Source organism: Pantoea sp. SO10, assembly GCF_005281435.1.
Taxonomy (GTDB): Bacteria; Pseudomonadota; Gammaproteobacteria; order Enterobacterales; family Enterobacteriaceae; genus Pantoea; species Pantoea leporis.
Map to the genome: position 1 here is coordinate 2,634,733 of NZ_CP040095.1, position 13,983 is coordinate 2,648,715.

Sequence of the window (13,983 nt, forward strand, 5' to 3'; positions counted from 1 at the left end):
AAATCACGTCATTGCGCACCAGCACACCTTTCTGGTCTGCAACGCCAACAACGAATGTGTCATCATCGTCGCATCACGGCGACGATGATGACGCGGAAATACGCGACAGATTACAGTTTCTGTTTCACGTAATCGCTGATGCGCGTAATGATGCCCGCCTCTTCCACCGCCTGTAGCGCGTAGAGCGGATAGCTGGCCAGCTGCTTATCTTTGTCCATCACCTGAATTTCGCCAATCTGCTCGCCCGCTTTCAGCGGCGCTTCCAGATCTTTGCGATCGATAACGTATTTCGCCATCACGTTGGCCACTTCTGTGCGCGGCAGCGACAGGTAGATATCCTGCGTGGTGCCGACATCGACCTTATGCGGATTGCCGTACCAGACGTTTTCGCTACCGATTTTTTTGCCTGCGTGGAACAGTTGCACGGTATCAAAGCTGTTTTGGCCCCATACCAGCAGCTTGCGCGCCTGATCTTCACGCCCTTTCGGGCTCTTGCCGCCCATGATCACCGCAATCAGGCGATGACGTCCGACAACGTTAGAAGCGATGATGTTAAAACCGGCGCTTTCGGTGTGGCCGGTTTTCAGACCATCGACGTGCAGATTTTGATCCCACAGCAAGCCGTTGCGGTTGTTTTGGGTGATGCCGTTCCACGTCAGGGTTTTCTCCCCGTACATGGCGTAGAAATCGGGCTCGCCGCTGATGATGGCGCGCGACAGCACCGCCAGATCGCGTGCGGTGGTGTGCTGGCCCGGCGCATCGAGGCCGTGCACGGTTTCAAAATGGGTGTGCGACAGGCCGAGTTTCTGCACGTAGCTGTTCATCATGGTGACGAAGCTGCTTTCGCTGCCGGCCAAGTGATCCGCCAGCGCTACGCAGGCATCGTTACCAGAATCGATGATCACGCCGCGCATCAGATCGCGCACCGTGACCTGATCGCCCGGCTTGAGGAACATCAGCGAGGAGCCTTTGAACACCGGATTGCCTGCGCCCCACGCATCTTTGCCGATAGTGACTTTGTCATCGCGGCTGATTTTATTCTGATCGATAGCGCGATCCACGACATAGCCGGTCATCAGTTTGGTCAGGCTGGCCGGGTTACGCTCTTCATCCGGATTGCCAGCGGTGAGAATTTGTCCGGTGGTGGCGTCCATCAACACCCATGAAGCCGCATCAATCGGCGGTGGTGTCAGGGGAAACGGCATGCTGTCGTCAGCCTGCGCCCACGATGCCCAAATAATTATTCCAGATACAGTTACCAGCAGACGCCTTTTCAACACTTCTTCCTCAAAATCAAAAAAATGAATTTACCGCCGCACGTTTTACGGCAAATAGCGCTTACAGATCTGAATAAATTGAAAAAAAGTATGAACTGCGCATAAATGCTGCGCGCCTGCTCGCAGCGAGGATGATCGAGGTTGTACTGCTACCCATGGACGACTATCCTGTGCGTTGATTCTCCATTGCCAGGATAACGCCGTGCCCGCCTCTGAGTTCACCTTCTTATTCCACGATTATGAAACCTTCGGTAAAAGCCCGTCGCTGGACCGTCCGGCGCAGTTCGCGGGCCTGCGTACCGATAAAGAATTCAATGCAGTAGGTGAACCGCAGGTATTTTATTGCCAGCCAGCCGACGATTATCTGCCGCAGCCGGAAGCGGTGATGATCACCGGCATTACGCCGCAAACCGCCAAAGCGCGCGGCGTGACCGAGGCAGCGTTTGCCGAACGCATTCACGGCCTGTTTAGCGAGCCGCAAACCTGTGTGATTGGTTACAACAATGTGCGTTTTGATGATGAAGTGACGCGCAATATCTTCTATCGCAACTTCTTTGATCCCTATGGCTGGAGCTGGCAGAACGGCAATTCGCGCTGGGATTTACTCGATGTGATGCGCGCCTGCTACGCGTTGCGTCCGGAAGGCATTGAGTGGCCGGAGAATGACGATGGCTTCCCCAGCTTCAAGCTGGAGCATCTCACTAAGGCCAACGGCGTAGCGCACGAACAGGCGCACGATGCGATGTCCGACGTTTATGCCACGCTGGCGATGGCAAAACTGGTAAAAGAGAAGCAGCCGAAGCTGTTTGAGTTTCTGTTTACCCATCGCAACAAACAGAAACTGATGACGCTGATTGATATCCCGCAGATGAAACCGCTGGTGCACGTCTCCGGCATGTTCGGTGCGGCGCGCGGTAACACCAGCTGGATTGTGCCGCTGGCGTGGCATCCGGATAACCGTAACGCGCTGATTGTCGCCGATTTGGCCGGTGATATGTCGCCGCTGCTGACGCTGGAATCTGACGAACTGCGCGAGCGTTTATATACCCGCCACAGCGATTTGGGCGATCTGCCTGCGGTGCCGATCAAGCTGGTGCACATTAATAAGTGTCCGGTGCTGGCGCCTGCCAGCACGCTGCGTCCGGAAGATGCCGCGCGCCTAAACATCGATCGTCAGCAGTGCCTTGCAAACCTCAAGCTGCTGCGTGACCACGCGGAAGTGCGTGAGAAAGTGGTGGCGCTGTTTGCCGACGCCGAGCCGTTTACCCCGTCAGATGATGTTGACGCGCAGTTGTATGACGGTTTCTTTAGCGATGCCGATCGCGCTGGCATGAATATCATCCGCCAGACGCCGCCGCAGAATTTACCGGCGCTGGATTTGACCTTCGACGATAAGCGCATTGCTAAATTGTTGTTCCGCTACCGTGCGCGCAACTTCCCCGGCACCCTGGATGACGCCGAACAGCAGCGCTGGTTGCAGCATCGCCGCGAAGCGCTGAATGCCGAGCGCGTGCAGGCGTTCCTGTTGGAGCTGGAGTCGCTGGCGAGTTTGCATGAGGGAAATACGGAGAAGATGGCGCAGCTGAAGGCGCTCTATTTGTATGCGCAGGAGCTGGTGTCTTAGTCCTCTGCGATTTGATGCCCTCACCCCGGCCCTCTCCCACAGGGAGAGGAAGACGCTGCCAAATGCTGGCGTGAGTGCACGATCGGTTCCCTCTCCCTGTGGGAGAGGGTTAGGGTGAGGGAAAACCCTTAAATCATCCCCCACACCAGCCACGTCAGTGCGAAACCGCTCAGCCCCATCACCGTCGTCAATACCGTCCAGGTCTTCAGGCCATCGGCCACTGACAAGCCCAGATAGCGCGTCACCACCCAAAAACCCGCATCATTGACGTGCGACAAGCCTAACCCGCCGAAACAGGCCGCCAGCGTCACCAACACGCGCTGCATATCCGTCACATCGCCCACCGCCTGGCTCAGCAAGCCGCTGGTGGTTAAAATCGCCACCGTTGCCGACCCCTGCGAAGCACGCAGCGCCAGCGACAGAATAAAGGCCGCCGGAACTAATGGCAGATGCAAGGTTTCCAGCGTCAACGCCAGCGCTTTGCCCACGCCCGATTCCACCAGCACCTTACCAAACGCGCCGCCCGCGCCCGCCACCAGAATCACGCTGGCGGAGCTGGGAATCGCACGTCCGGTGAGATCTTCCAATTTCTCTTTGCTCCAGCCGCGACGCACGCCGAGCAGCCACGCCGCCAGTCCCAGCGCAATCAGCAGCGCAATGGCTGGCGTACCGATCACCGTCATCACCGCACGCAGCGTGCTGCCTTCAGCCAGCGTGGTGTGCGCGACGGTGCCCATGACGATCAACAGAATCGGCACAACAATCAGGCCGGTGATGGTCAGTGCACCCGGCGCTGGCGCGTCGTTCTTCGGCTTGCCTTCCGGCTTCGCCAGCTGCAGCTGTTCTAATACATCAACGGAAAGATGATATTGACGCAGGTTCATCGCTTTCGCGACGTAATAACCGACGATACCGACCGGAATCGAGATCAGGATACCGAGCATCATCAGCCAGCCCATATCAGTGTGAAGAATGCCCGCTGCCGCCGCCGCGCCGGGATGGGTTGGCAGCGCCACATGCACCGTCAGCATCACGCCCGCCATCGGCAAGCCAAACTTCAGCGGTGACACGCGCGCCACTTTGGTGAAGCCATAAATCAGCGGAATCACGATGATAAAGCCGACTTCGAAGAACACCGGAATGCCGAGGATAAACGCCGCCATGGTCAGCGCCGCCACGGTACGCTTGATACCCAGCGATTTACTGAAACGTTGCGCCAGCGACTCGGCACCGCCCGAGGCTTCAATCACTGCGCCGAGCATCGCCCCCAGCACGATGATAATGGTGATATGCCCCAGCAAGTTACCCATCCCGCTAAAGATGGTTTCCATAATTTTGTCGGCTGGAATGCCGGTCGCAATCGCCACCAGCAAGCTGACAATCAGCAGCGCCACAAAGGGGTGAACTTTGGTTTTAATCACCAGCAGCAGCAAGATCACAATGCTGGCGGTAGCAATGGCTAACAACAACGCGGTAGACATGATAATCCTCTGATTTAATTAGTATAGTTTGGGTACAGCTCTATCTGGTATTGACGGATTAAGGTATGACTTACCCAGCACAGTGCTGAAAATCCCTGTGCTGGGTGGTTAAACAAAAATTATTTAGCGTAAGGCGCGAACCAGCCGAGGCCAGCTTCAGTGCGGCCGCGCGGGATGTATTCACATCCCACCCAACCGTCGTAACCCACTTCATCCAGCAGGTCGAACAGATAGGAATAGTTGATCTCGCCTTCATCCGGCTCGTGGCGATGCGGCGCAGAGGCGATCTGGATATGGCGATAACGACCAGCGTATTCACGAATCAGATGCGTCAGATTGCCGTCCACCAGCTGTGCATGGAACAGATCGAGCTGGGTAAAGACGTTGGCACGATCGATACGCGTCATCATCGCCAGCGTCTGATACTGGCTGGCGTAGAGATAATTCGGCTTGGTCACTGGATTAAGTGCTTCCAGCAGCAGGCGAATACCGTGCGGCGCAAAACGCTCGGCGGCATAATGCATATTACGCACGAAAGTCTCTTCATAGGCTGCACGATCGGCACCGTTTGGCACCGTTGCCGCCATCACATGCACCTGCCGGCAGTTGAGCGCCAGCGCATACTCGAGTGCCCGATCGATATCGGCACGCGCTTCCTGTTCACGGCCCGGAATGGCGGATACGCCCCACTCGCCCGCCTGCACGTTGCCCGCAGCGGTGTTAAACAGCACCAGTTCCAGCTGATGTTTTTCCAGCTCGGCTTTAATCACCTCGGCCGGAAAGTCATACGGGAACAGGAATTCAACGGCGCGAAAACCGGCGTTGGCCGCGGCGGCAAAGCGTTCGATAAACGGCAACTCACCGAACTGCGTAGATAGATTGGCTGCAAACTTAGGCATTAAACATTCCTCAATTCCGCGACTTCGCTATCGGTCAGATAACGAATCGAGCGGTCACCGAGCGTAAACATCAGGCGCGCGGTCTCTTCCAGTTCTTCAGTGTTATTGGCAGCTTCGCGCAGGGATTTGCCCACCACCACCGGACCGTGATTGGCCAGCAGGAAGGCGTTATAGCGCGAGGCCAGATTGGCCAGATCGTCAGCCAGGCGCTGATCGCCCGGCTTGTAATAGGGCACCACCGGCACATCGCCGACGCGCATCACCACGTACGGCGTGAACGGACGGATGCAGTTTTCAGTGTCGAGATCGTTCAGGCAGGAGAGCGCCGTCAAATAGTGGCTGTGCAGATGCACCACCGCTTTGCACGCGGGATTGTTCAGGTAGAGCGCGCGGTGAAAAGCCACCTCTTTCGACGGCTTGTCGCCGGAGATCCATTCGCCCTGAATCGTCACTTTCGACAGGCGATCGGTCTGCAATTCGCCGAGGCAGGAGCCGGTTGGCGTCGCCAGCAAGTTGCCATCCTCCAGCAGCAGCGACAAATTGCCCGCTGAACCGGTGGCGTAACCGCGCTGAAAGAAGGACGCACCGAGCTGTACCATTTCTTCGCGTGCTTGTTGTTCCGTCATGCTGAATACTCCTGTTGTGCGCGGGCAAAGAACTGTTCGTCGCCAAAGTTGCCTGATTTCAGCGCCAGCGACAGCGGCTGATGGATATCGCGTACCCACGGCACGCCCGGTGAAATCATCGGGCCAATGTGGAATGCGGTAACGCCAAGGCTTTGTGCCACCACGCCCGAGGTTTCACCGCCAGCAACGATGAAGCGCTGCCAGCCACGGGTTTTCAGTTCACGGGTTACTGCGGCAAACAGCTGCTCAATCGCTTCACTGCTGCGCGCTGCGCCGTATTGCTGCTGAATGGCCTGCAGCTGCTGGGCATCGGCGGTAGCAAACAGCAAAGGTGCCAGTTCGGACTGATGATTGGCTGCCACCCAATCACAGAGTTCCTGCGCATAGCTTTCGGCGTTATCGAGGCAGCGCTCCACCAGCACTTCATGCGAGGGCGCTTGCTGACGATACGCCTGCACCTGACGGTTGGTCATTTGCGAGCAGGAGCCTGAGATCACCACCGCGCGATCGCCTTGTGGGCGCCCGGCGTGTTCAGCATCACTGTTCTGCTGCTGCGTTGCCCAGGCGCGGGCGATACCGATCGCCAGGCCTGAACCGCCGGTCACCAGACGCGTCTCTTTCAGCGCTTCGCCCTGCGTCAGCAGATGCTGCTCGTGCAGCGCGTCCAGCACCACATAGTTGATGCCCTGCGCTTTCAGGGTATCCAGCTGCGCACGCACCGCATCAGCACCTTGATCGAGCTGCGCGGCGTTGATCACTGCGGCCTGGCCTTTGGCCTGCCGCGTCATCAAACGCACCAGATTGCTGTCGGTCATTGGCGTTACCGGATGATGGCGCATGCCCGATTCAGACAGCAGCTGATCGGCGACAAAAAGATAGCCTTGATACACCGTACGACCGTTAACCGGCAGCGACGGCGAAATCACCGTTTGCGTTTCGCCCAACGCTGCCAGCAGCGCATCGGTTACCGGACCGATGTTGCCCTGCTCGTTGCTGTCAAAGGTGGAGCAATATTTGAAATAGAAACGATCGCAGCCCTGCTGTTGCAGCCACTGCAGCGCGGCCAGAGACTGATCGATCGCCTGCTGCGCCGGGCATGAGCGCGACTTCAGGCTGATAACAATCGCCTGCGCGCTCAGCGCGTCATGACTTTCCGGCACGCCGTTGAACTGGATGGTCGGCAAACCGTTCTGCACCAGAAAACTGGCGATGTCGGTTGCGCCGGTAAAATCGTCTGCAATAACGCCTAAACGCATGATTATTGCTCCTTCGCCTGCGGCAGCGTGATGCCGCTGAAGATCTTGATCACTGCGCTGTCATCTTCACGACCGTGGCCGGCGTTGCTGGCTTCGGTAAACATATTGAGCGCAGTAGAAGCCAGCGGCAGCGGGAAGTGCAGCGACTTGGCGGTATCCGCCACCAGATTGAGATCTTTAACGAAGATATCGACCGCTGATTTCGGCGAGTAATCGCCATCCACCACGTGACGCATGCGGTTCTCGAACATCCATGAGTTTCCGGCGGCGTTGGTCACCACGTCATACATGGTGTCGAGCGGAATCCCGGCGCGCGCGGCCAGCGCCATCGCTTCAGCGCCGACGGCAATGTGCACGCCCGCCAGCAGCTGGTGAATGATTTTAACGGTTGAGCCGAGACCGATTTCGCTGCCCACGCGATAGACTTTCGCCGCCACCGCATCCAGCACGGGCTTGAGCAGGGCAAAAGCTTCATCGCTGCCGGACGCCATCACCGTCATCTCGCCGACTGCGGCTTTGGCTGCGCCGCCGGAAACCGGTGCATCCAGCATCAGCAACTGATGCTGCGCCAGCTGTTGTTCAATCGCCTGCGCATCCTGTGAAGAGATGGTAGAAGAGACCATGACCACGGTGCCGGGCTTGAGCTGCGCCGCCACGCCGTTCTCACCGAACAGGATTGCTTTAACCTGCGCGGCGTTCACCACAAGCAGCAGCACCGCATCGAGTTCAGCGGCAAAGCGGGCAGCGGAGGTTTGCGCATCACGTGCACCGGCCTGACGCAGGGTTTCCAGCGCCTGCGGATTGAGATCAACACCCCAGGTATTTAATCCTGCACGGATGCAAGACTGCGCTGCACCCATGCCCATGGAACCTAAACCAATCACGCCGATGTTATTCACGGTTGCTGACATAGCAAACCTCCATTGTTAATTTAAGTGATAATTTGTTCATTGATGTTAAGTCTGCCGCAGTCAGTGGCGAATAAACGTGCGTGATATCACAAAAATTAACTTAGCTGCTCAATGATTAACATGGATTCACAGCCGGAGGTGAGCGCTTCGAAGTCAGTCCAGATGGGATTTCTGCTTAGATTACGGCAAGATAAATTGTGCTGCGGGCTGTGAATCGATGATCTACAATGTGAAAAAATGATAATTCAGGGAGAGCAAGGTGATTCCAGTTGAACGTCATCAACAAATTTTAGCGCTGGTTGGCGAACGCGGCGTGGTTAGTATTGCCGAGCTCACTGAGCGCTTGGGTGTGTCGCATATGACGATACGTCGCGATGTGCAGAAGCTGGAAGAGCAAGGTGCGGTATTGTCTGTTTCGGGCGGCGTGCGCTCAGCAGATCGTCTGGCGGCGGAGCCGTCGCATCTGGCGAAGACCAATATGTACAGCGGCGAGAAGATGGCGATTGGGCAGTATGCCGCGCGTCATATTCCGCGTAATAGCTGCATCTATCTCGATGCCGGCACTACCACACTGGCGCTGGCGCGCGAGTTGCTTGAGCGTGATGACTTGCTGGTGGTGACCAACGATTTCGTGATTGCGCGCCTGCTGATGGAGAGCAGCGGCTGCAAGTTGATTCACACCGGCGGCACGGTATGTCGTGAGAACCGTTCCAGCGTCGGTGAAGCGGCCGCCAGGAGTTTGCGCCAGCTGGCGATTGATATCGCGTTTATCTCCGCGTCCTGCTGGGGCCCGCGCGGGCTGTTTACGCCGGATGAGGATAAGGTGCCGGTGAAGCTGGCGGCGAGCGATGTGAGTAGTAAGCGCGTGTTGTTAAGCGACAGTTCGAAGTACAACAAGATTGCGACGCATCTGGCGTTGCCGTTGGAGCGGTTTGATACCTTGATTACCGATGCGGGGTTGAGTAAAGCGGGACGCGAGGCGTTAGGTGCGGGGAGTTGGGAGTTGGTGTTGGCGGGATAGTGCGTGCTGTCCCTTCGGTCGGTGCTCGCTGTCCCCTATCCCTGGTCCGTGCTTGCTGTCCCCCTCCTCGGTCCTCCCCCATAAATGGGGGAGGAAGATGGTGCTCTATACGAGTGAGGAGGTGCATGTGGCAGCGTCTCCTTCCCCCGCTTGCGGGGGAAGGCCGGGATGGGGGACAGCGACGTCGATCAAATCACACTTCTTCGCTGAACTGCGGAACCGGGTTGCGGAAGGTGCGGGTCACAAAGGCGAGGTAAATAATACCAATCGCTGCCCACACCAGGCCGAGCACCATGGAGGTCTCTTCCAGGTTAATCCACAACGCACCGACTGTCAGGGCACCCATCACCGGCAGCACCAGATAGTTGATGTGATCTTTCAGCGTCTTGTTACGCTTCTCACGGATCCAGAACTGCGCAATCACCGACAGGTTCACAAAGGTGAACGCCACCAGCGCACCGAAGTTAATCAGCGCAGTTGCGGTTACCAGGTCGAAGTTGATCGCCATCAGCGCGACCGCGCCCACCAGCAGCACGTTCAGTGACGGCGTGCGGTATTTCGGGTGCACGAAGCCAAAGAAACGCTGCGGGAACACGCCATCGCGGCCCATCACGTACATCAGACGTGAAACGCCTGCGTGCGCGGCCATACCGGATGCCAGCACCGTCACCACCGAGAAGATCAGGATGCCAATTTGCAGCGCTTTACCCGCCACGAACAGCATGATCTCTGGCTGTGAAGAGTCCGGATTCTGGAAACGCGAGATGTCCGGGAAGTACAGCTGCAGGAAGTAAGAAACACCGATAAAGATCACACCACCAATCAGCGCGGTGAGGAAAATTGCGCGCGGGATCGTGCGTTCAGCATCTTTGGTCTCTTCTGACAGCGAACTGATACCGTCAAAACCAAGGAACGAGAAGCAGAGAATGGTCGCACCGGTAATCATCGGGACTACGTGCGCATTCTCAGACCAGAACGGTCTGCTGCTGGTCAATGTCCCCTCGCCAACACCGTGTGCCACACCGTAAACCACCATACCGGTAATCACTACCATCACTACCACCTGCAGCACCACGATCACGCTGTTGAAGTTGGCAACGGTTTTGATTCCACGCAGGTTGGAGATGGTCATAAAGGCCACCAGCAGCACCACGAAAATCCACGACGGAATGCCCGGCACCAGCGTCTCAAAGTAGCTTTTCGCCAGCAGGATGTTGATCATCGGCATGAACAAGTAGTCCAGCAGTGATGACCAGCCAACCATAAAGCCGACGTGCGGACTGATTGCCTTCTGAGCATAGGTGTAAGCGGAGCCCGCAGATGGGAAGCGGCGTACCAACTTGCCGTAGCTCACGGCAGTAAACAGAATCGCGATCAGGGCGAAAGCATAAGCGGTGGCGACGTGGCCGTCGGTCAATCCAGACACGATACCGAAAGTATCAAACAGGGTCATTGGCTGCATGTACGCCAGGCCCATCATGACAACCGGGATCAGGGTCAGAGATTTTTTCAGGTGTGCACGCTGAGGTGCGGCAGAGGTGTTAAGCGACATTGTTCAGGCCCCCGCAGACGACAACCGCGATCGGTTGGGCTACAGGGCTACTGCGCAATTTGCTGCAGTGAGAAGTGATATTAGTGTTTACGATTGTCGCGGCGCCGTAGTCATCACGGAAGCGAGAACCAGCCTGCGCTGGTGCAATGTTAAACAGTCCCATCTTTGTTTTCCTCAAATCTCACGCACAAGCGTGTTTGTCAGTATCTATCTATCCGGATGCGTGTCCGGCCTCGTGTGAATGTCAGTGAGTACATCATGCAAAAAAATAACCGACGCGGTTAACGTCGGTTAGTTCTCATTTTGCAGGGCGCGTATTTTGCCCCAACTTATGCCATCGGCACAAGACGTTAGATCAATTCTTCCGGCACTCAGGCATTCTTGAGCATCCAGTCGATTTCCGTCGAGGTGATTAAGCGCTCAAACTGCATCAGTTCATACTGTTTGCAGCTGTGCCACACCCCGCTGAAACGCTCGCCCAGCAGCTTTTGCAGCGGATAGCTATTCTCGAATTCATACAGCGCATCGCTCTGCCGAATCGGTAATGCCAGCCCTTCTGCTTCATGTCCATTGCCCTGCACCGCATGCGGTAAAGGTAGCTGATTATCCAGACCGTGCAAAATACCGGCAAGAATTGTTGACACCACCAGATAGGGATTTGCATCCGCACCGGCCACGCGATACTCGATGCGATGGTTATCCGCATCGCCACAAGGCACACGCAGCGCAACCGTGCGGTTGTTGTGTCCCCATGAGGCCTGTAGCGGTACATAGGCTTCCGGCAGGAAGCGGCGATAAGCGTTCACGTTCGGCGCCAGCAACGCCATCGAAGCCGGCATTAAATCGATCATGCCCGCCAGCGCGCGTTTCATCAGCGGTGAATCGCTGCCATCATCGAGCGCAAAGGCGTTGTGATCGGCGGCATCCAGCATGCTGATATGCACATGCATGCCGCTGCCCGCGTACTCTTCATAAGGCTTGGCCATGAAAGTGGCGGTCATGCCGTGATTTTCCGCCACCTGACGCACAAGCCGTTTCAGCTGAATAGCGTGGTCGCAGGCTTTCAACACGTCACGTGTGTGATGCAGGTTGATTTCGAACTGGCCGGGCGAGGCTTCCGCCAGCGCGCCATCGGCGGGAATGCCTTGCAGCTTGGCCAGATGGTCGATGTCACGCAGTACGTCGGCGAAGTGATCGAGATTATCCACCGAATACACCTGGCTCTGCATATTGCGTTCGTCACTGCCCGGCGAGCACGGCGGCTGAATGAAGCCCTCCGCATCACGCTTTTTATCCACCAGATAGAACTCCAGCTCTACCGCTACCACCGGGAACAATCCTCGATTGCGCAGCTGTTGCCACAGCCGATTAAGGACATTACGGGGTTCAACGTCAAAGGGAGTGCCATCTTGGTTACACATGGTCAGCAACAGCTGAGCGATGTGCGTGGGATCGGCGGCAGAAGGAATTAAGGTGCCGGGCACCGGCATGCAGAGGTGGTCGGGTTCGCCCAGTGACTGACCCAGTCCGGCGTCTTCGACGGTGTTACCGAGGATATCCATAGCGAAAACCGAGGCCGGGAAGTAACACCCTTTTTCCAGTTTTGCCAATGCGGAGATGGGAATGCGTTTACCGCGAAATACCCCATTTAAATCATTAAGAAGAATATCGACATATTGCGTTTCAGGATGGCGTTCCAGCCAGGTTTTGACCTCCAGCTGGAACGCGCTTGTTCGCTTCTCTTCACTGTGTCGCGTGAAGTCTTCTACTTCTACGAGGTTCGTCATGATCCCACCCGCCCTTTACCGTTTAATATTGGTGCGCGCAATGCTCAAAATAACAGCCACTCCACTAACATAGCGCTAACGCAAAAAGTGTGCAAATGTAACAATTCTGTTTGAGGAATGAACGATCGGTTGCTAGATTGACAAAATATTGCACACTTTTAAGGCCAGCCGCGCATTTTCGGCGAAAATATTGAACAGCAACGCGGAGACGTTATGGGCATTATTTTTGACAAGCCCTTGATTGGCGTAGTGATGTGCCAGAACTTTATTGGCAGCCACGCAGGGCAAACCGTTCACAACAAATATCTCGACGCTATCGTGCTTGCCGGTGGCGTACCGCTGCCATTGCCGCATCAACTGATTCAGGCACCTCATCTATTAGAAAACAGTATGACAGTGCTGGATGGCATTTTGCTGACCGGCAGTCCCAGCAACATTGAACCCTGGCATTACGGCGCAGACGGTAAAGAGGCGCATGCCGATCCGGCGCGCGATCGCCTCGCTTTTGGGCTCATCACCCATGCGATCGGTAAAAAGATGCCGATGTTCGGTATCTGCCGCGGCTTGCAGGAGCTGGTGGTCGCTAATGGCGGTGCGCTGCATCGCCAACTGCATATGACACATCTGTTTCAGGAGCACCGCGAAAACGACGCGCTGCCGCTGGATGAGCAATACGCGCCGGTGCATACCGTGCAGCCAGAAGTGGATGGCATGCTGAGCCAGCTGCTGGGCAGCGCCGAACCTTTTGCCGTCAACTCGCTGCACGGGCAAGGCATCCGCGAAACCGGTCCGCAGCTGCATATCGAAGCGCGCGCGCCCGACGGGCTGGTTGAAGCCGTAAGCCTGCCAAAGCACCCTTTCGCCCTTGCGGTGCAATGGCATCCGGAATGGCACTCCGATCGCGATCCGGTCTCGCGCCGTTTGTTTGAGGCTTTTATCCACGCCGCGGTCTGTTATCACAAGGAAAAACAGCCATGAATGATGCCACTCTGGCACCCGGACGTCGCTTATCGCAGATCCGGCAGGAGTTGGGATTGTCTCAGCGTCGCGTCGCTGAGTTATCAGGTTTAACGCACAGCGCCATTAGCACCATCGAACAGGACAAAGTGAGCCCGGCCGTCAGCACCTTACAGAAGCTGCTGAAAGTTTACGGGCTTTCGCTCTCAGAGTTTTTCTCCGAACCCAAAATCAATGCCACGCCGCGGGTGATTGTGCGCCCGGAAGAGTGCGTGGAGATCGGCAGCCTTGGCGTATCGCTGATGCTGATCGATAACGGTGCCGCACGACGCGCGCTGGCGATGCTGCTGGAGCGTTATGAACCCGGCGCCAGCACCGGCGAGAAGTTACGCCATCCCGGCGAGGAAACCGGCACCGTGCTGGAAGGGGAAATCACGCTGGTGGTCAACGGCCAGAGTTACCATCTCTATCGCGGTGAAAGCTATGTGATTGATACCGGCTTGCCGCACAGTTTTACCAATACCTCAGATCAGCCGTGTCGCATTGTTAGCGCGCATACGCCCGCCAATTTCTAAGATTTCGCGCTTAAGGA

The 13,983-nt window shown here is 56.6% G+C and carries 12 protein-coding genes; 4 read left to right on the forward strand and 8 right to left on the reverse strand.

What is annotated here, in order from left to right:
- Positions 1–110 precede the first annotated feature (110 nt).
- A complete protein-coding gene (gene dacD, locus FCN45_RS12265; protein WP_210421282.1) occupies positions 111–1,277 on the reverse strand; it encodes a serine-type D-Ala-D-Ala carboxypeptidase DacD in 1,167 nt (388 codons plus the stop codon).
- 202 nt (positions 1,278–1,479) lie between these two features.
- Here dacD and sbcB point away from each other — a divergent pair, with 202 nt between their 5' ends.
- On the forward strand, positions 1,480–2,901 hold the full coding sequence (gene sbcB, locus FCN45_RS12270) for an exodeoxyribonuclease I (RefSeq protein WP_101763407.1): 1,422 nt from the start codon (positions 1,480–1,482) through the stop codon (positions 2,899–2,901).
- Between the two features lie 128 nt (positions 2,902–3,029).
- On the opposite strand, the gene FCN45_RS12275 is transcribed toward sbcB, so the two are convergent.
- From FCN45_RS12275 to ltnD, 5 genes are all read right to left on the reverse strand, one after another.
- Positions 3,030–4,382, reverse strand: coding sequence for a GntP family transporter (locus FCN45_RS12275; protein ID WP_137386087.1), 1,353 nt, complete (start codon positions 4,380–4,382; stop codon positions 3,030–3,032).
- Positions 4,383–4,501: 119 nt separating this feature from the next.
- Entirely contained in the window at positions 4,502–5,281 is a 780-nt protein-coding gene (locus FCN45_RS12280; RefSeq protein WP_137386088.1) for an HPr family phosphocarrier protein, read from the reverse strand.
- Entirely contained in the window at positions 5,281–5,907 is a 627-nt protein-coding gene (locus FCN45_RS12285) for an aldolase (RefSeq protein ID WP_137386089.1), read from the reverse strand. Before FCN45_RS12285 ends, FCN45_RS12280 begins: the two co-directional genes overlap by 1 nt.
- Positions 5,904–7,163 (reverse strand): 3-oxo-tetronate kinase, encoded by a 1,260-nt coding sequence (gene otnK, locus FCN45_RS12290; protein ID WP_137386090.1) that lies wholly within the window; start codon positions 7,161–7,163, stop codon positions 5,904–5,906. Before otnK ends, FCN45_RS12285 begins: the two co-directional genes overlap by 4 nt.
- A 2-nt stretch (positions 7,164–7,165) precedes the next feature.
- Positions 7,166–8,074, reverse strand: a complete 909-nt coding sequence (gene ltnD / locus FCN45_RS12295) for an L-threonate dehydrogenase (protein WP_101763402.1) — start codon at positions 8,072–8,074, stop codon at positions 7,166–7,168.
- 259 nt (positions 8,075–8,333) lie between these two features.
- Here ltnD and ygbI point away from each other — a divergent pair, with 259 nt between their 5' ends.
- Entirely contained in the window at positions 8,334–9,095 is a 762-nt protein-coding gene (ygbI, locus tag FCN45_RS12300; protein WP_137386091.1) for a DNA-binding transcriptional repressor YgbI, read from the forward strand.
- 193 nt (positions 9,096–9,288) lie between these two features.
- On the opposite strand, the gene FCN45_RS12305 is transcribed toward ygbI, so the two are convergent.
- Both FCN45_RS12305 and FCN45_RS12310 read right to left on the reverse strand, forming a co-directional pair.
- On the reverse strand, positions 9,289–10,647 hold the full coding sequence (locus tag FCN45_RS12305) for an APC family permease (RefSeq protein WP_101763400.1): 1,359 nt from the start codon (positions 10,645–10,647) through the stop codon (positions 9,289–9,291).
- Positions 10,648–11,018: 371 nt separating this feature from the next.
- Positions 11,019–12,434 (reverse strand): glutamine synthetase family protein, encoded by a 1,416-nt coding sequence (locus FCN45_RS12310; RefSeq protein ID WP_101763399.1) that lies wholly within the window; start codon positions 12,432–12,434, stop codon positions 11,019–11,021.
- Between the two features lie 213 nt (positions 12,435–12,647).
- Between FCN45_RS12310 and puuD the strand changes: the two genes are divergently transcribed.
- Positions 12,648–13,412, forward strand: coding sequence for a gamma-glutamyl-gamma-aminobutyrate hydrolase (puuD, locus tag FCN45_RS12315; protein WP_137386092.1), 765 nt, complete (start codon positions 12,648–12,650; stop codon positions 13,410–13,412).
- Positions 13,409–13,966 carry an HTH-type transcriptional regulator PuuR gene (gene puuR / locus FCN45_RS12320; RefSeq protein ID WP_008104818.1) on the forward strand — a complete coding sequence of 186 codons (558 nt, stop codon included), beginning with the start codon at positions 13,409–13,411 and terminating at the stop codon, positions 13,964–13,966. The genes puuD and puuR overlap by 4 nt, the downstream gene beginning before the upstream one ends.
- The last annotated feature ends 17 nt before the right edge of the window (positions 13,967–13,983 follow it).

Coding starts and splice junctions, on each gene's coding strand:
- FCN45_RS12275 (WP_137386087.1), bottom strand. CDS start 4,382: ATGTCTACCGCGTTGTTGTTAGCCATTGCTACCGCCAGCATTGTGATC.
- FCN45_RS12280 (WP_137386088.1), bottom strand. CDS start 5,281: ATGCCTAAGTTTGCAGCCAATCTATCTACGCAGTTCGGTGAGTTGCCG.
- FCN45_RS12285 (WP_137386089.1), bottom strand. CDS start 5,907: ATGACGGAACAACAAGCACGCGAAGAAATGGTACAGCTCGGTGCGTCC.
- otnK (WP_137386090.1), bottom strand. CDS start 7,163: ATGCGTTTAGGCGTTATTGCAGACGATTTTACCGGCGCAACCGACATC.
- ltnD (WP_101763402.1), bottom strand. CDS start 8,074: ATGTCAGCAACCGTGAATAACATCGGCGTGATTGGTTTAGGTTCCATG.
- FCN45_RS12305 (WP_101763400.1), bottom strand. CDS start 10,647: ATGTCGCTTAACACCTCTGCCGCACCTCAGCGTGCACACCTGAAAAAA.
- FCN45_RS12310 (WP_101763399.1), bottom strand. CDS start 12,434: ATGACGAACCTCGTAGAAGTAGAAGACTTCACGCGACACAGTGAAGAG.
- puuD (WP_137386092.1), top strand. CDS start 12,648: ATGGGCATTATTTTTGACAAGCCCTTGATTGGCGTAGTGATGTGCCAG.
- puuR (WP_008104818.1), top strand. CDS start 13,409: ATGAATGATGCCACTCTGGCACCCGGACGTCGCTTATCGCAGATCCGG.